This window comes from Nonomuraea sp. NPDC004186, assembly GCF_053603495.1.
Window position 1 is genome coordinate 75,181 of sequence record NZ_JBSGFQ010000050.1, and the last position, 15,737, is coordinate 90,917.

At 68.5% G+C, this 15,737-nt stretch carries 15 protein-coding genes; 4 read left to right on the forward strand and 11 right to left on the reverse strand.

What is annotated here, in order from left to right; genetic code table 11:
* Window positions 1-106: 106 nt before the first annotated feature.
* A complete protein-coding gene (locus ACWEPL_RS34565) occupies window positions 107-820 on the forward strand; it encodes an expansin EXLX1 family cellulose-binding protein (RefSeq protein WP_452438679.1) in 714 nt (237 codons plus the stop codon).
* 6 nt (window positions 821-826) lie between these two features.
* On the opposite strand, the gene ACWEPL_RS34570 is transcribed toward ACWEPL_RS34565, so the two are convergent.
* A complete protein-coding gene (locus tag ACWEPL_RS34570) occupies window positions 827-1,819 on the reverse strand; it encodes a GlxA family transcriptional regulator (protein WP_452438680.1) in 993 nt (330 codons plus the stop codon).
* A gap of 131 nt (window positions 1,820-1,950) precedes the next feature.
* Here ACWEPL_RS34570 and ACWEPL_RS34575 point away from each other — a divergent pair, with 131 nt between their 5' ends.
* Window positions 1,951-2,406 (forward strand): DUF2238 domain-containing protein, encoded by a 456-nt coding sequence (locus ACWEPL_RS34575; protein ID WP_452438681.1) that lies wholly within the window; start codon window positions 1,951-1,953, stop codon window positions 2,404-2,406.
* A gap of 125 nt (window positions 2,407-2,531) precedes the next feature.
* Here ACWEPL_RS34575 and ACWEPL_RS34580 read toward each other — a convergent pair whose 3' ends face one another.
* Window positions 2,532-3,362 carry a maleylpyruvate isomerase family mycothiol-dependent enzyme gene (locus ACWEPL_RS34580; RefSeq protein ID WP_452438682.1) on the reverse strand — a complete coding sequence of 277 codons (831 nt, stop codon included), beginning with the start codon at window positions 3,360-3,362 and terminating at the stop codon, window positions 2,532-2,534.
* 164 nt (window positions 3,363-3,526) lie between these two features.
* Here ACWEPL_RS34580 and ACWEPL_RS34585 point away from each other — a divergent pair, with 164 nt between their 5' ends.
* Window positions 3,527-3,811 (forward strand): hypothetical protein, encoded by a 285-nt coding sequence (locus tag ACWEPL_RS34585; RefSeq protein WP_452438683.1) that lies wholly within the window; start codon window positions 3,527-3,529, stop codon window positions 3,809-3,811.
* On the opposite strand, the gene ACWEPL_RS34590 is transcribed toward ACWEPL_RS34585, so the two are convergent.
* Window positions 3,804-4,649: a helix-turn-helix transcriptional regulator gene (locus ACWEPL_RS34590; RefSeq protein WP_452438684.1), complete on the reverse strand. Its 846-nt coding sequence runs from the start codon at window positions 4,647-4,649 to the stop codon at window positions 3,804-3,806. The two genes, ACWEPL_RS34585 and ACWEPL_RS34590, sit on opposite strands and share 8 nt — an antisense overlap.
* A gap of 59 nt (window positions 4,650-4,708) precedes the next feature.
* On the opposite strand from ACWEPL_RS34590, the gene ACWEPL_RS34595 reads away from it, so the two are divergent.
* Complete coding sequence (locus tag ACWEPL_RS34595) at window positions 4,709-6,280, forward strand: FAD-dependent oxidoreductase (protein WP_452438685.1); 1,572 nt, start codon at window positions 4,709-4,711, stop codon at window positions 6,278-6,280.
* 65 nt (window positions 6,281-6,345) lie between these two features.
* Here the strand turns inward: ACWEPL_RS34595 and ACWEPL_RS34600 are convergent, their stop codons facing one another.
* The 8 genes from ACWEPL_RS34600 to ACWEPL_RS34635 form a co-directional block, all read right to left on the reverse strand.
* The gene (locus ACWEPL_RS34600; protein ID WP_452438686.1) at window positions 6,346-7,959 is read right to left on the reverse strand and encodes an FAD-dependent oxidoreductase; all 1,614 of its coding nucleotides are present in this window, start codon (window positions 7,957-7,959) and stop codon (window positions 6,346-6,348) included.
* Window positions 7,959-9,071 carry a glycoside hydrolase 5 family protein gene (locus tag ACWEPL_RS34605; RefSeq protein ID WP_363962636.1) on the reverse strand — a complete coding sequence of 371 codons (1,113 nt, stop codon included), beginning with the start codon at window positions 9,069-9,071 and terminating at the stop codon, window positions 7,959-7,961. The genes ACWEPL_RS34600 and ACWEPL_RS34605 overlap by 1 nt, the downstream gene beginning before the upstream one ends.
* Complete coding sequence (locus tag ACWEPL_RS34610; RefSeq protein WP_452438687.1) at window positions 9,068-10,036, reverse strand: acetylxylan esterase; 969 nt, start codon at window positions 10,034-10,036, stop codon at window positions 9,068-9,070. The genes ACWEPL_RS34605 and ACWEPL_RS34610 overlap by 4 nt, the downstream gene beginning before the upstream one ends.
* A 36-nt stretch (window positions 10,037-10,072) precedes the next feature.
* Complete coding sequence (locus ACWEPL_RS34615; RefSeq protein WP_452438688.1) at window positions 10,073-10,969, reverse strand: carbohydrate ABC transporter permease; 897 nt, start codon at window positions 10,967-10,969, stop codon at window positions 10,073-10,075.
* Complete coding sequence (locus tag ACWEPL_RS34620; RefSeq protein WP_363962633.1) at window positions 10,966-11,838, reverse strand: carbohydrate ABC transporter permease; 873 nt, start codon at window positions 11,836-11,838, stop codon at window positions 10,966-10,968. The genes ACWEPL_RS34615 and ACWEPL_RS34620 overlap by 4 nt, the downstream gene beginning before the upstream one ends.
* A 114-nt stretch (window positions 11,839-11,952) precedes the next feature.
* On the reverse strand, window positions 11,953-13,317 hold the full coding sequence (locus ACWEPL_RS34625) for an ABC transporter substrate-binding protein (RefSeq protein ID WP_363962632.1): 1,365 nt from the start codon (window positions 13,315-13,317) through the stop codon (window positions 11,953-11,955).
* A 44-nt stretch (window positions 13,318-13,361) separates the two neighbouring features.
* Entirely contained in the window at window positions 13,362-14,627 is a 1,266-nt protein-coding gene (locus ACWEPL_RS34630; protein ID WP_452438689.1) for an enolase C-terminal domain-like protein, read from the reverse strand.
* Window positions 14,624-15,541: an NAD-dependent epimerase/dehydratase family protein gene (locus tag ACWEPL_RS34635; protein WP_363962630.1), complete on the reverse strand. Its 918-nt coding sequence runs from the start codon at window positions 15,539-15,541 to the stop codon at window positions 14,624-14,626. Before ACWEPL_RS34635 ends, ACWEPL_RS34630 begins: the two co-directional genes overlap by 4 nt.
* Between the last annotated feature and the right edge of the window lie 196 nt (window positions 15,542-15,737).

Sequence of the window (15,737 nt, forward strand, 5' to 3'; positions counted from 1 at the left end):
AACCGGCTATTTCCCGGACATATCACGGAAGATCTGCAGCTTTACCGTACCGAGATATACCGATTTCGCTACTGTCGCATCCATCACATATGAGAGGAAAACCTGGATGCGCCGCTTACCCACTGTTCTCGCCGCCGTGCTCGCCGCGACCTCGCTCCTCCCTGCCTCAGCCCTGGCCCAATCCGGCCGGAGCAAGGAGAGCACCGCGGCCGCCGGCGCGTCGGCGAAAGCGACCAGCGGTAAGGCGACCTTCTACGAACTCCGGTCCGGGGGCGGCAACTGCTCCTATCCGTCGCCTCCCGCCGGCGATCTCTACGTCGCGCTCTCCCGCGGCGAGTACCGCGCCGCGGCCGCCTGCGGCGGCTACCTGACCGTCACCGGGCCGAAGGGCTCCGTGCAGGTCAAGGTCGTCGACCAGTGCCCGGAGTGCCCCGCCGGGCACATCGACCTCAGCCGCAAGGCCTTCGCCCGCGTCGCGGACCCCGGCAGGGGCTTGGTCGGGGTCACCTACAGGCCGGCCGCCAACCCGAAGATCGGCAAACCGCTCTCCTTCCGCGTCAAGGAGGGGTCGTCGCAGTGGTGGCTGGCCCTGCTGGTCAACAACCACGGCAACCCGCTCACCTCGGTCGAGGTGAAGACCGCCGGCGGCGCGTGGCGCAAGCTGGCCAGGGCCGACTACAACTACTGGATCGCCGAGTCCGGCGCGGGCCAGGGCCCCTTCTCCGTACGGGTCACCGACACCCGCGGCCACCGGGTCACCGCCAACGGCGTCCGCCTGGCTCCCTCCGCCGTCCAGCACACCACCACGAAGATGTACTGAACGCCGTCAGCCTTGGGTCTGAGGATCCGCCACGGGCCGGTGACCGGCCAGCCGGAACCGATTCCGGTACGCCGACGGCGCCACACCGAGCACCCGCAGGAACGCCTGGCGCATCGTCTCCTGCGAGCCGAAGCCGCACGCCTTGGCGATCTCCCGCACGATGGCGTCCCCGGACTCCAGCCGGGCCTGCGCCGCTTCGACCCGGAGCCGCTCCACGAACTGGGCCGGCGTCGACCCCAGCTCGCGGCGGAACAGGCGGGTCAGGTGACGCTCGCTGACGGCTAGGCCGGCGGCCATCGTGGCGAGGCGATGGTCCGCGGACAGGTCCGCGGCGACCAGGTCGAGCGCGCGGCGTACGGTCGGGTTGCGGGGCGCGGGAGCGGCGCCCGGGACGCTGAACTGGCGCTGCCCGCCGGGACGCTGCAGGAACACGACGAGGTGCTTGGCCACCGTACGGGCCCGGTCCTCGCCCTGGTCTTCCCCGACGAGCGCCAGCGCGAGGTCGATCCCGGCGGTGACACCCGCTGACGTGACGATCGAGCCGTCGCGTACGTAGATGGCGTTCGGCTCCACCGTGACGCCCGGGAACCGCGCCGCGAACTCGGCGCAGGCGTCCCAATGGGTCGTGGCCCGCCGGCCGTCGAGCAGCCCGGCCTTGGCGAGCAGGAACGCGCCCGTGCACACGGACACCACCCGCCGGGCCCGCGGCGCCAGCTCCCGCAGCCTGTCGACCAGCGCGGACCCGAGGAGAACCCCTGACGACTTCCTCGGATAGCCCGGCACGACCAGCGTGTCCACGTCGAGGTCCGGATCCGACAGCGCGAGGTCCACGCTCAGCGAGATGCCGACATCGCTGCGAACGGGCTGCCCGTCCGGCGAAGCCAACCGCACCCGATATCCACCGGCGTCGTTGAAGACCTGAACGGGGCCGGCCACGTCGAGCAGCAACACTCCGTCGGACACGGCGAAGATCACTTCGTCAGACCGATTCGTCGTCATATGGATAGTCTGTGGGCGCATGACGGATGTCCGCAAGGACGCCTGTCCCACGGATCCGGACATCAGGCGGTCGATGAAGATGACCTGCTCCCCTCGCTTCTCTCACCCCCACCGCTTTCGAGGCTGATCGCATGACTCCTGCTTCCGCCGCCCGGCGGCTGCCCTTGGTGCTGGCCGCCGTGGTGCTCCTCGCTCTGGTCGTCTCGGGTGTGCGTCCCTACGACCGGCTCACCTGGCTCCTGGAGACCTTCTGGGTGATCGGCGGTCTGCCGCTCCTGGTGGTGCTCTGGCGGCGCTTCCCGCTCACCACGCTGCTGTGCTGCCTGCTGGCCGTACACGCGCTGGTTCTGATCGTCGGGGGGCACTACACCTATGCGCGGGTTCCGTTCGGGCACTGGCTGCAGGACGTGCTGGCGCTGTGGTCGGCGCTCGCGGCCGGGTCGGCGGCCGACGCCTTCCTCGCCGTCCAGGGCGACCAGTGGGACACCCAGTGGGACATGGCCTGCGCCCTCATCGGCGCCGTCGCGTCCCTCCTGCTCCTCACCCGCCTGCACGACCGGCAGCTCGCGCGCCTGCGCCGGGATTGAGGAGCCTTGTCGGCTCTTGCGCACCCGAAAGGGCGGTGCAGGTGGCACGAAGAGCGGCCAGGAAAGCGCAACCGCGGAGATCAGGAAGAGTCCACAAAAAGCGCCGCGCTCACGGTCCGGTCGTTTCAGGCGACGACCGCGAGCAAGGTCGTCATGGCCGCGGTGAGCTCCGGGTCGCCGCTCGGGTTCGAGCGTGCGCGGGCCTCCTCGACGCTGATGCCCCTGGTCGCCAGCCGCCAGAAGGTGTCCTGGTCCATCGAGACCCGCGCGGCCGGGCGGTCGCCGGGCATCACCGGCTGCCATCGGCCGCCCTGCCAGGCCACGCTCCACTGCCCGCCGACCGGCCCGAGCACCTCCAGGTGAGCCACTGTTCCGTCGGGGCGTTCGTACGTCCTCAGGGTGTGCGGCAGGGCGCGTGCGAAGAGGTCCAGCACCGGTGCCATGAGATCGGGCTGGGTGGCTCCGGGCCGGGAAACCGCGTCGCGGACCTGCTGCTGGTGAACCCAGAACTCGGTGTATTCGCGGCCGATGTCGAGCCAGGCGGGGCTGTCGAGGTCCGTGGCGGCCCAGGACACGTTCAGGTCGGCGGGCGCCTGCAGGTCGCGTGCCGCCCAGAGGGCGTCCAGCTGCGGCCCCAGGTGCTCCAGCAGGTCGATCAGCAGTTGCGGGCTGAGCTGGCGGCCGGCCCGGACGAACTCGTCGTTGGTCCGCGCGAGATAGGCGGGAAGCGTCTCGTCGTCCGCGAAGACGGCGCCCCCGTGCCCGTCGCGGCTGCCCGACAGGCGCCGCATGTAGTCGTTGAGGACGTGACAGACCACGTCGTGCACGTCCCAGCCTGGACAGATCGTCGGTCTCGCCCAGTCCGCCGGGTCCAGGGCACGCAGCAGGTCCAGCATGGCCTGCCGCTCACGCGGGAACAGGGGGCGTACGTCGATGACCGAACCGAAGAGCGTCATGACGTGACCCTATTGAACCGCCACATCCAGGGAGAACTCGTTTTCGAGCTGCCATCCGGTCAGTCCATAAGCGCTCCATGCGACGACGCTGAGGTTGTCGGCGAGGCAGATGTCGGTCCCGCCGAGGCGCTTGTCCCATGACGCCGGCATGAGCTCCGCCGCACGTGGATGAACAGATTGCCCGGCAGGTGCCAGTCTCCTTTGTACTCGAGGACGAACCGCTCTCCGTCGATGTCCAGCTCGCTTCTCGTTCCGCCAAGGTTTCGTTGGGCAGAGGCCGGTTGCCGTCGTGCGCCTCCTTGATGAATTCGTTCGCACCTGTGCCGGAGTTCGCGCTAGGACCGGACCATGCCATCGACGACGGATCCCGCTGGGTGGCTGGGGTCAACGGCTGGATCGGCATCGTGCCGGCGCACGGCCACGGCGAGTTCCTGCGCTCGATCACCTGATGGACGGGCTTCCCGCGCGATATTCAGAAGGCGACTGACCGGTGGTGGCTTTGAAGACCCGGCTGAGGTAGAACGCGCTGCGATATCCGCACCGTTCGGCGATGGTCTGCAGGGTGAAGTCGGTCCCGGTCAACAGCTCCCGCGCTTTCTGCAACCTGACGCCACGAAGGTATTGGCCCGGTGTGACACCTCGAACGTCCCGGAAACGTCGCGAGAGCAGCGAAGAACTGACGCCCAGCGTCCTCGCGAGGTCGCCGAGCGAAAGATCCGGCGAGGTGAAGCACTCCAGGATGCAGGCGATCGCCTTCCGCACCAGAACGTCTTCACGCACGTCTCCCCGCGTCCGCTCCCAAAGCAGGGTGATGAGTACGTCGTCGACCACATGCGCCGCGACCATCTCCGCATCCAATCTTTGATGACCTTCACCGGAAGCGGATTGCGTGGATTCGAGAAGTGCGAGGTCGGCGCGCAGGCGATCGACGTCGCGCAATCGACTGCAGCCGATCGGCGGCTCCAGAGCGGTCAGGAATCGCGCGAAGAAGAACGACGTCGGCGTTTTCATCTGCCGCCGTAGCGTGCTGCCCGGCGGGCTGATGACGACATCGCCGAAATGCGCCTCGCCCCGAAGCCCGGCCTCACCCACCGCTCTGGTTCTGTGCGCCGCTTCATCCTCGACCTCATAGGAGAACGTTCCGTTCCTCGGCAGCAGCATGCACCACCCCTCGTACGTGTCAGAGCCGAGGCTGAACCGCGGGCGCCGGGGCGCCAGCAGGTAACCATCAAGACCCATCCCATGGCCTCTCATCAAAATGTGCATGGTCTCCACCAAAATCGCCATTCCGTGGTCCTGCGCAGTCCGAAAAAATATGAGGACCAATCTCGAACAGGACGGAATCGATGACGCTGAGGGCCGATATCTGCGTGTACGGAGGAACGCCCGCAGGCTGTGTCGCCGCCATCACGGCACACCAGGAGGGCAACTCCGTCATACTCGTCGAGCCAGGTCGCCGGCTCGGAGGAATGCTGGGCTCAGGAATCAAGCCGCTCCAGGACTGCCCCCTTCCCGAGGCTGTCGGAGGACTGACGAACGACGTGATCTTTCGTTTCGGGGACCATCCCCCGGACATCGTGCGCGGGTTCCACGAGTGGCTTTCCGAGGCCGGCATCAAAGTGATCTTCGAGCACCGCATCCGCTCGGCGACGCGAAACGGCGACCATATCGACGCCATCCAGCTTGAGCCTTCACCGCCGAGCAAATGGGGAGTGCCGCCGCCGGCATCCGAATCGGGAGAGCCTTTCAGCATTTCGGCGTCGATTTTCGTCGACGCTTCTTACGAAGGCGACCTGATGGCTCTCGCAGAGGTTCCCTATCGAACCGGACGCGAATCACGCCAGGCGTTCGGCGAGGCACCGGCAGGCGTCGGTCACGTCACGAACTGGACGCCGATCGACCCCTACGTCGTACCGGGCGACCTCACCAGTGGGCTCATCCCGCTCATCGACGAGGACCACGGATTGCCGATCGGCTCGGCGGACCGCTACACCCAGGCATACAACTTCCGTTTCTATCTGACGTCGGACAAGCGTCACAGGGCTGAGATCACCGCGCCGGACGACTACTCACCTGACACATTCGAGTTGGTCCGCCGCTACGTCGAGCACATCAAGTCCGTGAGCACGAGCACCGGCGACCAGCTGGACAGGCTCCGAGCCGTGTTTCCCGGATGGCTCAATTCAGGTGAATACAACTACCAGCGCGCCTCCCTAATCACGAATGCGCCCGTCGGCGTGAGCCACGACTACCAGGACGGCGACTGGAACGTCCGGTCGCGGATCTGGCGCCACCACATCGACTATCTCCGCGGCCTGCACCACTTCCTCTCGACCCACCCTGAGGTGCCCGAGGAGTTCCGGCGAGAGACGGCCGCGTACGGCTTGGACGCCGGCGTCTTCCCGGAGACCGACGGGTGGCCGCACCAGCTCTATGTACGGGTATCCCGGCGCCTCAAGGGCCGCTACACCCTTACCCACGCGGATGTGTCGAACCAGACCGATCCCGCCGACGCCATCGGGCTCGCCCTCTTCGGCGTGGACGTGTACCCGGCCCGGCGCATCGCCCATCGCGATTGCGAAACAGGGCGACTCGGGGTGGCGACCGAGGGCGACATGTTCATCGGGGGACACATGGGAACGGGCCGGCCGTACCCCGTTCCCTACCGGGTCATCACTCCGCACAAGAGCGACTGCGCCAATCTGCTCGTGCCCGTGTGCCTGTCGGCGACGCACATCGCGTACGCGGCCACCCGCATGGAACCGGTCTTCTGCGTTCTCGCGGAGTCGGCTGCCGTCGCGGCGACGTTGGCGATCCGGAACCAGGTCGCCGTTCAGGACGTCGACCCCGAGCAGCTTCGGAAACGCATCACCGAGAGAGGCCAGATCATCGCCTGGAGCCCTCAAGGATCCGGGTGAGAAACGGCCGGCTCTCATGCCGGGGGATCGGTCGCTGCCGTCCGGGAAACTCATCGCCGAGCCGCTCAGCTCGCGGACCGACCGGTGCGGATGTCATCGGGCCACTCGAGAGTGACACCGAGGTCATCACGAAGACGTCCCTGCAGGCGGCGGAGGCTCGCCGGATCGGCCCGGAGCTGCGCCGGGGTCTGGGCCGTCCCGGCGACCTGGGCCGCCAGAGCGCCGACCGCCTCGCCGATGGACCATTCGACCGGATGCAACCGGTACGCGCCGTTGGCGACATGGGTGGTGCCGATGTTCTTGTTCGCGGCGACGAGGTTGTCGACGTCGACCGGGATGAGGGCTCCGAGCGGAATCTGGAACGGGAAGCAGTCGATGTCGACATAGCCTCGGCCGGAGGTGCTGGGATGCAGGTCGATGCGGTAGTGGCCGATGCCGACGCTGTCCTCGAAAAGGGCGCTGCCCTCGCCTGGCCCCCGCATCTCCACCCCGATGTGCGCCTCGGTCACCCGGAAAAGGGGACGGATCCGGCGTGACTCGCGAATGTACACCTCCTTCGCCAAGCCATCCGAGGTGCCCGTGACATCGCCCCTGGGCCGCAGCTCGGGATAGCCGGTGCCGCCGTCATGGCGAGGGGCCTCGGTCTGCATCCAGTGGACGAGGCTGCGGGTGAGGGAGCGTGCCTCCGCCAGCGCCTGCTCGCGCTCCTCCACGCTCACGCCGAGCAGCGGACGCTCCCAGTAGTCGATCTGCGGCCAGTTCACCAGCGTGATCTCGCCTCCGGGAAAGCTCGGGTCGAGGTTCTGCCGAGACAGGATCCGGCGGTAGTGCCACAGGTCGTCGGCGCCTGTGTGTACGGCCTGCTCGGGCGAGTGGACGAACAGCGGCCGCCACCGCACCGCACCCGTATCGGGCACGATGTCCTTCCAGGACAGCTGCGGGCCGGGCCAGCGGGGGTCTACGGTGTCGCGCCAGTGCTCATAGTCGCCGGGCCTGTCGATGGTGTGGTCTTCACCCTCGCGATATTCGAGTGCCACGCACCAGGTGACCGCCTGCTGATCCCGTGGATCCGGCTCCGGCGGTGCGTGGAGTTCGCCGGTGTCGTCGTGCGACTCCGCCCCGATCGTGAAGAACATGCCGGCCTGCTCCAGGAGGTCGCCTTCCTCGGTGGCGTCGGCCACGAGGCGGGCGGTCACCTCGACGAGGTCGCCTTCCCGGCTGCGCAGCCGTACGTTGGCGATCTGCCGGTCTCGGCGGTCCACGTTCACCACGTCGTGTTCCCGCAGCAAGGTGATCGCGCCCGAGGCGAGGTGCGGAGACAGCAGTTCCTCGATCGCCAGCGCGCCCACCCTCGGCTCGTGACACAGCCGCGAGACGTTGCCTCGACCCGGATTCAGCTGCGGGTCCGCGGCCGCGTCCGGGGCAAGCGGGTAAAGGCGGCGATAGTGGGCCCGGATGATCTCGCGGAGCTCGCGGTACGAGGTCGAGCCGAGCTCGGTCTCGATCCACCGGTGCTCGTCCGGCGGAACCGCCTGCGTGGTCAGCTGGCCGCCGAGCCAGTCCGACCGCTCGGCGAGCACCACCCGGATGCCGAGGCGCGCCGCCGTCAACGCGGCGGCGACTCCCCCGAGCCCTCCTCCGACGACCAGAAGGTCCGTGTGAAGCGTACGCTCGCTCATCACATGCCCCTTTCATGAACGATTGCGGGTCCGACGGTCGCCTCCATGCGCGCGAACCAGCCTTCGGCGAAGTCGATGTCAGGCGCCCGTCCGGCGGGCAGGACGATCGTCGGCTCCGTTGCCGCCTGTCCGCGTGGCCGGTCACGCAGTTCCGCGACCACCTCGGCCACCCGCGATCCGATCGGCTTCACCCGTCCTTCGGCGTCGATGAGGCCCAGGCCGTACTCGAGCTCGTCGAAGCCGGTGAAGCGGCGGCTGATGTCGTGGGACGCCCACCAGGTGACAGCGCCCAGACCGGGGATCGCGGCGGCACGCCGCAACATCCGCTCGGCGAAGTCCTCCACGGCCACATCCGTGAGCCAGAGCGGGGAAACCCCGAGCTCCTGGATCCACACCGGCTTGCCGGCAGCGCCAGGGGTCGCGCGGGCGACCTGCGCGAGATAGTCGGGGACGGCCCAGGCGCGCTCCTCCCCGACCCGGGCGAGGGCACCGGTGAAGAACGGCCACGCGTGCACCGGGACGAGATCGCACGCGCCGGCCACGAACGCCCGCCCGATCGGGGCGTCATCGCTCATCCACGGCACATGGTCGACTCCCACGGTGACCGGCACGGAGGCCGCACGCGCGGCGTGGAGCATCCTCGCGGCCCAGGCCTCGCCTTCACCTGGCTTGAGACGGCGCATGAGGACGTTGGGCTCGTTCGCGACGTCGACGCACCAGAGCGCCGGGTGGCCTTCGACCGCTCGCGAGACGGCGCCGACGAGCAGTTCCGCGGCGCTGACGGCCGCGGCGTCGGTGAAGGGATCGACGTCCTTCAGCCAGGACGGCCGGAAGTCGAAGCCGCTCAGCCAGCCGTTCAGCACGGTCACGCAGACGTCGAGCCCGCTCTCCGCCGCACGGTCGAGCAGGCGGACGAGGCGGCGCAGCGCGCGTGGCGACACCCAGGACGGGTTGGGCTGGAAGAGCGGCCACAGGCACTGCACGCGCACATGGTCGAATCCGAGCGAGGCGATCTGGTGGAGATCCTCCGCGAACGCGTCGTCATCGTCCTCTGCCCAGGCGTACCACCAGTTCTCCCGCGGCAGGTAGTTGACCCCGAAGCGTGCGCTCATGCCCGCGCCGTCCCCGTCAGGAGGGCGACCTGCCGCGGCCATTGGGCGGCGGCTCCGCCTTCGTGGCCGTTGAACGAGTACACAGTGATCTCCTTGGGACCCGCGTAGGCGTTGAACGCGGCGAAAACCGTCGACGGAGGGCAGGTCTGGTCCATGAGCGCGACCGAGAACAGGGCGGGAGCCGTGGCCAGGGCCGCGAGATTCACGCCGTCGAAATACGAGAGCGTGTCGAAAACCCGCTCGGCGCTCTCGCGGTGCACGGAGAGATAGCGCGTGATCTCCGCGTACGGCTCGCGGTCGGTCAGGCCGACGGCGCGCTCGAAATGGCACAGGAACGGCACGTCGACGAAGACGCCCATGAGGTGCTCCGACAGGCCCGCGGCGGCGAGCGCGATGCCGCCTCCTTGGCTCCCGCCGGACACCGCCACGCGGGCGGCGTCCACGGACGGGTGCCGGCGCACCGCGTCGACCGCACGGACAGCGTCGGTGAACAGCCGCCGGTAGTAGTACGTCCCGGGATCCTCGATGCCGCGGGTCATGACACCGTTCGCCGCCGGTCCGGACCCGTGCGGGTCGGGAGTGGCCCCGCCGACTCCCCAGGTGGAGCCCTGGCCACGCGAGTCCATCACGAAGCACGCGTATCCGGCTGCGACCCATGGAAGGTACTCGTGCGGCAGCCCACGGCCCGCCCCGTAACCCAGGAACTGCACGACGGCGGGGTGGGGCCCGTCGCCGGGCGGCAGGAGCAGCCAGCCGGCGATCGGGTCGCCGGCGAACCCCGGGAAACGCACGTCGAGGACGTGGCACCCGACGAGCGGCGTCGTGGCCGGGGTGAAGTGCGGATCTCCGCCCGCCTTCCGGGCGTCGGCGAGCGTCTGCCGCCAGAAGGTGTCGAAGCCGGCGGGGACCCGGACCTCTGGCCGGTACGCGCGGAGCTGGTCGATGGGCAGGTCGAAGTGGGGCATCGGTGTCCTTGGTACGGGTGCGGACGGAGCGTCGGCTCAGCCCTTGAGCGCGCCGGCGTTGCCTGCCGCCTGCAGGAACTGGCGCTGGAGGACGAGGAAGAGACCGACGGGGATGATGACCGAGATGAAGAGCGCGGCCATGAACTGCGAGAAGTCGATGGAGCTCTGCAGCCTCGGCAGCGCGACCGAGATCGGCTGGTCCTGCGGGTTCGGCAGGACGAGCAGCGGCCAGAGGAACTCCTTGTAGGAGCCGACGAGCGTGAGGAGGCTGACGACGCCGAGAATCGGGCGTGACATCGGCAGGACGATGGAGAAGAACATCCTGAAGGGTCCTGCTCCGTCGATGCGGGCCGCGTTGAAGAGCTCCCGGGGGATGTTGGCGAAGAATCGCTGCATGAGCAGGACGTTGACGGCGTTGGCCGAGGACGGGAGCCACACCGCCCACATCGAGCCCAGCAGGCTGACATGGATGAGCGGAATGTCGATGACGGTCAGGTAGAGCGCCACAAGGGAGATCACGCCGGGAATGAACAGGGTGGCGAGGAGCGCCGCGAACACGGCCTTGGCGTACTTCGGCCGGAGAACCGCCAGACCGTAGCCGCCGGTCGTGGCGACGAGGAGCCCCAGGAACAGGGACCCGGCCATGAGCGCGAGCGTGTTCCAGAAATATCGGCCGAAGTCGACGCGTGTCCACACCTGAACGAACGAGTCCCAGTGGATGCCGCTGGGCCACAGGGAGAACGGCGCCGACAGCGTCTCGGTGGTGGTCGACGTGGCGGCCTTGAAGAGCCAGAAGAGCGGGCCCGCGCAGAGGATCACGAGGCCGGCGATGACGAGCGTGCCGATCGCCGCGACCGAGACGCGGACGACAGGTCTGCGACGATCGAGGAAGGAGAGGATGCCGCGTTCGGACGTAGCGGTTTCGGTGGTCATGAGGTGCTCCAGCGTCTGGTCGCCCAGAGGTACACGGCGGACAGGGCCGAGAGGACGACTGCCAGCAGGACGCTCAACGCGGTGGCTCGGCCGTAGTCGCCGGAGATGAAGGCGTAACGATAGATGAGCATCAGGATCGTGACGGTGCGGTTCTCCGGACCGCCGTTCGTCATGATGTACGGCTCGGTGAAGACCTGGAACGTGCCGATGACCTGGAGCAGGAACATCACCAGAAGGACGCCGCGCATCTGGGGCAGGGTGATGTGCCAGAACCGGCGCGACACCGCTGCTCCGTCGGCCTCGGCGGCGTCGTACAACTCGGTCTGGATGCTCATCAGCGTCGCCAGGTAGATGATCGTGGCGGTGCCGAACGAGGCCCACGTCGCCTGCAGCACGATCGACGGCATGGCCAGGTCGCCGTCGTTCAGCCAGGGGACAGGGCCGAGCCCGAACCAGCCCAGCACGGTGTTGAACACCCCCTTGGGGCTGGGGTCGAAGAACGCCTTCCACAGCAGCACGGCGACGACCGGCGGGAAGATCACCGGCAGGTAGACGAGGGCGGACGCGATACTCCGCGCGCGCCGCAACTCGCCGATGAACACCGCCAGAAGCACCGGGACCGGGAACCCGATCACGAAGGCCAGGATCGAGAACCACAGGGTGTTCCAGGTCGCCGTCAGCAGAAGAGGGTCCTTCAGGACGCGGGCGAAGTTGTCGAGCCCGACCCACTCGGAGGTGAGGAAGTTCGTGCGCTGCAGGCTGAGCAGCAGGGAGCGGAGAATCGGCCACCAGGAGAACAGCCCGAATGACGCGAGAAGGGGGATGAAGAAGATCAATGTCGAGAGTCCGCCGCGGCGGACCCAGCGCACGACACCGCGCGAACGCTCTGTCGTAGGGGGAATGGTTGCGTCCGTCATCGTTCCGGAGGCGCCTTTCTGGACTGTCGCCCCCGTCGCACCGGCCGGCGTGACGGGGGCGACGGTTCAGCCCGCGTCGATCGCGGACTGGACCTTCTTCTGAGCGTCGTCGAGCAGGGCGGTGATGTCGGCGTCCCGCCGGGTCAACACCGCCTGCACGACGTTGTCGAGGATTCCGTACGTCTCCTGCGCCTTCGCCGCCGGTTCGGGCACGAGCGGCAGCGTCTTGGCCGAGTCGAAGTACGCCGCGAAGTGCTCGCGCGGCACGTTCACGTAATCCTTCACCCACGTCAGGTACCGGTCGGTGGTGGCCTGGTCGAAGAGCGGGAGCACCGGTGCGCCCACCGGCAGCTTGTCGGCGGCGGCGGCCTTGGCGCCCGTGACGGCCGCCTGTTCGTTGTTGTACTTGTTGAACTCGGCGAACTCGATCCACTTGAGCGCGGCCTTGATCTCCTCCGCCGAGGCCCGCGGATTGATGATGGCCACGGACCCGCCGCCCAGAGTCCCGAGGCCCCCGGGCGCCTGCGGCATCGGGGCGAGGCCGAAGTCGTCCGGCTTCATCCCGAGAGACTGAACGACCGGGGTGTACGTGTCCGCACCCTGCACGATCATGCCGACCTTGCCGCTGGCCAGGGCGTTCGTGATGTCCTTGTACCCGATGAGGAAGTCGGACCCGAAGGTGTCGTCGTCCCAGCGCAGGGAGCGGTAGAACTCCAGCGCGGCGCGGGTGGCGTTGTTGTTGACGTTGGCCTGCTTGCCGTCATCCGACTGGATCTTGCTCCCGAAGGCGTAGCTCATGGTCGTGAGCGCCCAGCCTCCGGTGTTGTCCTTGGTCATGGCGCCGAAGCCCTGCACGCCGGTCTTGGCATGGATGGCCTTCGCGGCGGCCCGCACCTCGTCCCAGGTCTTCGGCGGCGCGTCGGGGTCGAGCCCGGCCTTGGTGAACAGGGCGCGGTTGTACAGCAGCCCCATGCTGTAGGCCTGGACGGGAACGCCGTAGACATGGCTGTCCGGGCTCGTGGCGACCTTCAGGATCGACGGGTTGACCCGCTTGACGGCGGCGTCCGCGCCGACGTGGCCGGTGATGTCCGCGGCCTGCTGCCGGGCGATGATCCCCTGCATCTCCGTGAAGGGCACGTAGAACACCGTGGGCAGCTTCCCGCCCGCGACCAGCGCCTGGAAGGTGTTCACGTCGAACGAGGACTCGTCACCGGTGACCGTGATGCCGGGGTTGGCCTTGGTGAAGTCGGTGATCTTGCGCTTGAACGCCTTGAGCTGATCGGGGTTTTCCTGGGTGGGCTGACCGGCGACGGTGATGGAAACGGAGCCGGGCTGCGACGGGCTCTCGGCGCCGCAGCCCGTAGTGAGAGCGAACGCTGCAGCACTGGCACTGAGGGCGGCAGCAAACTTCCGGACATTTGTGGGGGGCATGGGTCTCCTCAGTACTTTGTGCTGGTGTTGTCGCGGTGCTGCGGTCAGGGGGCGATGAGTCCTCCGTCCAGGCCTCGGACGCGGGCAGCCCAGGCATCGTGTCCCGACAGCCCTGCGGGGTGGCGGGCGGCGGCGGACTCGTCGAGATCGATGCCCCAGCCGGGAGCTTCGTTCGGGCGCAACCAGCCGTGCTCGATGCGCAAGGTACCTGGGAACACTTCGTGCACGGGTTCGCCGTACACGTGCCCTTCCTGGATGCCGAAGGCCGGGCTCGTCACGTCGAGCGCGACGTTGGCGGCGGCGCCGATCGGCGAGGTGTCGCCTGGACCGTGCCAGGCCGTACGGACGCCGACGAGCTCCGCGGCTGCGGCGATCTTGCGCGCGGCGGTCAGCCCGCCGATGTCCGACACATGGGAGCGGATGAAGTCCACGCCGCCACCGAGGACCAGGCGCGCGGCATCCGTCACCGAGGTCGTCAGCTCGCCGACTGCGATCGGTACGGGCGAGGCGGCGCGCACCTCCGGCAGGCGATCCCAATGCTCGGGGGCGATGACGTCCTCGAGGAAGAAGAGCCGATAAGGCTCGAGCGCGCGGGCGAGAACGATCGCCTGCTTCGGGGTCAGCCGGGAGTGCACGTCGTGGAGCAGCTCGATCTCCTCGCCGAAGCGCTCGCGGGCGGCGGCGAACAGCTCCCGCGTACGCCGCAGGTACTCCGGCACGCTCCACCCGCCCGGGTACGGCGCGGACGCCTCGGTGACCTCGGCCGTCGGAGGAGCGCCGTAGGTGCCTCGGCCCGACTGGCCGACCTGGAGCCGGATGTGCCGCAGCCCGGCTTCGCGGAGGCGTTCGGCCTGGTCGAGGGTCTCCTCGATCGACGACCCGCCCGCGTGCAGGTACGTGTCGGCGGCGGCGCGTACCTTGCCTCCCAGCAGCTCGTGAACGGGTCTTCCCGCTCGCTTGCCGGCGATGTCCCACAGAGCCTGGTCGAGCCCGGAGATCGCGTTGTTGCCCACCGGCCCCTCACGCCAGTAGCCGGAGAAGCGGGCCAGCCGCACCAGGTCTTCGATGTCACCGGGGTATCGCCCGACGACGAGCCTGGCGAGATGCTCCTCGACGTACGAGGCGACCGCGCGCCACCGCTGCGTGTACGTGGCGCAGCCGAGCCCGTAAAGGCCGTCGTCGCTGGTGGTCACCTTCACGACCAGCAGCGGGATGCCCTCGGGGGCGGTGGCGATCGCCCGGACGCCCGTGATGCGCACGTCGTCGGGCGCGTCCCACGGCTGTGCGAATGCCGTCGTGTCGTCGCTCATGCCGGCGTCTCCTGAAAGGTCGCGTTGATCGGGCCGCTCGGGTCGCCGAGCCGGTGCCGCGGCACCCATCCGAGGACGCGGCGGGCGGCAGAGGTGTCGATGGGGGCGGTGCGGCCCGGGAAGTCGCGGCGGCGTTCGCTCGTGGGGGCGAAGCGATCGAGCAGGAGGTCCGTCGGCTCCCCCACGATGGTGTCCTCTGCCGCCAGGAGCAAGGTGTGCATCCCGGAGATCGGGTGCGTCAGCCCGCGCAGCACCGCGTCCAGTGCGTCGGCCATCGCCAGGTACGCCCATCCTTCCCGGGCGAGACGCACCTGCTCGACCGGGTTCCGGCTCAACCGCGCGGCGATCTCCCGCAGTTCGGGAAGGTCTCTCACCAGCGGGAAGCGCAGCGCCACCACCGTGATCCCCCAGCGGCTGTGCGCCCAGGCGCCGGTCTGCTCATCGACCCACTTGGACAGCGAGTACGCGTCGTCATGCGCGACCGGCGACAACTCGTCGAGCGGGTAGTAGGCGGGAGTGAGATCGTGCCGGTTGAAGGGCACGCCGAACGCGTTGATCGAGCTCGCGATGACGGCGCGGCGCACGCCGACCTCGCCGGCGACGTTCAGCACGGTGAAGGTGGCCGAGGTGTTGCCCACGAACACCTCGCGCGCGGTCCCCAGGCCGGGGTGCGGTATGGCGGCGAGGTGCACGACGGCGTCCGCGTCCTCGAGCGCCTGCCGGACCAGAGTCTCGTCAGCGGCGTCACCGGTGAACACCCGGTCGGCCGGCGACGGCCCTGACCATGCGGTCGAGAGTGCCGTCACGGAGATGCCCGCACTCAGCAGTGCCTCCACGACCGGCCGGCCGATGGTGCCGTCCGCACCGGTGACCAGCACGCGCGCGGGCTTCACGGGCGAGGCGGAATCAGTCAAGAGCAGTCCTAAAGATCTCAGCAAAGTCAGTTGCGAAACCGCTTTCGTAGCAGACCATAAGATCGCGGAGCGTGTCAATCACCGCGTTATCCCGTATCGGCCGCCGAATTCGCGGTCAAGTATTCGGGCTCGACCACGAAGGTGCTGCTCCGCTTCACGCAGCGCGAGTGGTACCTGCCGCAGAGCAAGATCCTCA

Excerpts from the sequence above, each read along its gene's own strand:
- ACWEPL_RS34565 (WP_452438679.1), top strand. The coding sequence starts at position 107 with ATGCGCCGCTTACCCACTGTTCTCGCCGCCGTGCTCGCCGCGACCTCG.
- ACWEPL_RS34570 (WP_452438680.1), bottom strand. The coding sequence starts at position 1,819 with ATGACGACGAATCGGTCTGACGAAGTGATCTTCGCCGTGTCCGACGGA.
- ACWEPL_RS34575 (WP_452438681.1), top strand. The coding sequence starts at position 1,951 with ATGACTCCTGCTTCCGCCGCCCGGCGGCTGCCCTTGGTGCTGGCCGCC.
- ACWEPL_RS34580 (WP_452438682.1), bottom strand. The coding sequence starts at position 3,362 with ATGACGCTCTTCGGTTCGGTCATCGACGTACGCCCCCTGTTCCCGCGT.
- ACWEPL_RS34590 (WP_452438684.1), bottom strand. The coding sequence starts at position 4,649 with ATGGCGATTTTGGTGGAGACCATGCACATTTTGATGAGAGGCCATGGG.
- ACWEPL_RS34595 (WP_452438685.1), top strand. The coding sequence starts at position 4,709 with ATGACGCTGAGGGCCGATATCTGCGTGTACGGAGGAACGCCCGCAGGC.
- ACWEPL_RS34600 (WP_452438686.1), bottom strand. The coding sequence starts at position 7,959 with ATGAGCGAGCGTACGCTTCACACGGACCTTCTGGTCGTCGGAGGAGGG.
- ACWEPL_RS34605 (WP_363962636.1), bottom strand. The coding sequence starts at position 9,071 with ATGAGCGCACGCTTCGGGGTCAACTACCTGCCGCGGGAGAACTGGTGG.
- ACWEPL_RS34610 (WP_452438687.1), bottom strand. The coding sequence starts at position 10,036 with ATGCCCCACTTCGACCTGCCCATCGACCAGCTCCGCGCGTACCGGCCA.
- ACWEPL_RS34615 (WP_452438688.1), bottom strand. The coding sequence starts at position 10,969 with ATGACCACCGAAACCGCTACGTCCGAACGCGGCATCCTCTCCTTCCTC.
- ACWEPL_RS34625 (WP_363962632.1), bottom strand. The coding sequence starts at position 13,317 with ATGCCCCCCACAAATGTCCGGAAGTTTGCTGCCGCCCTCAGTGCCAGT.
- ACWEPL_RS34630 (WP_452438689.1), bottom strand. The coding sequence starts at position 14,627 with ATGAGCGACGACACGACGGCATTCGCACAGCCGTGGGACGCGCCCGAC.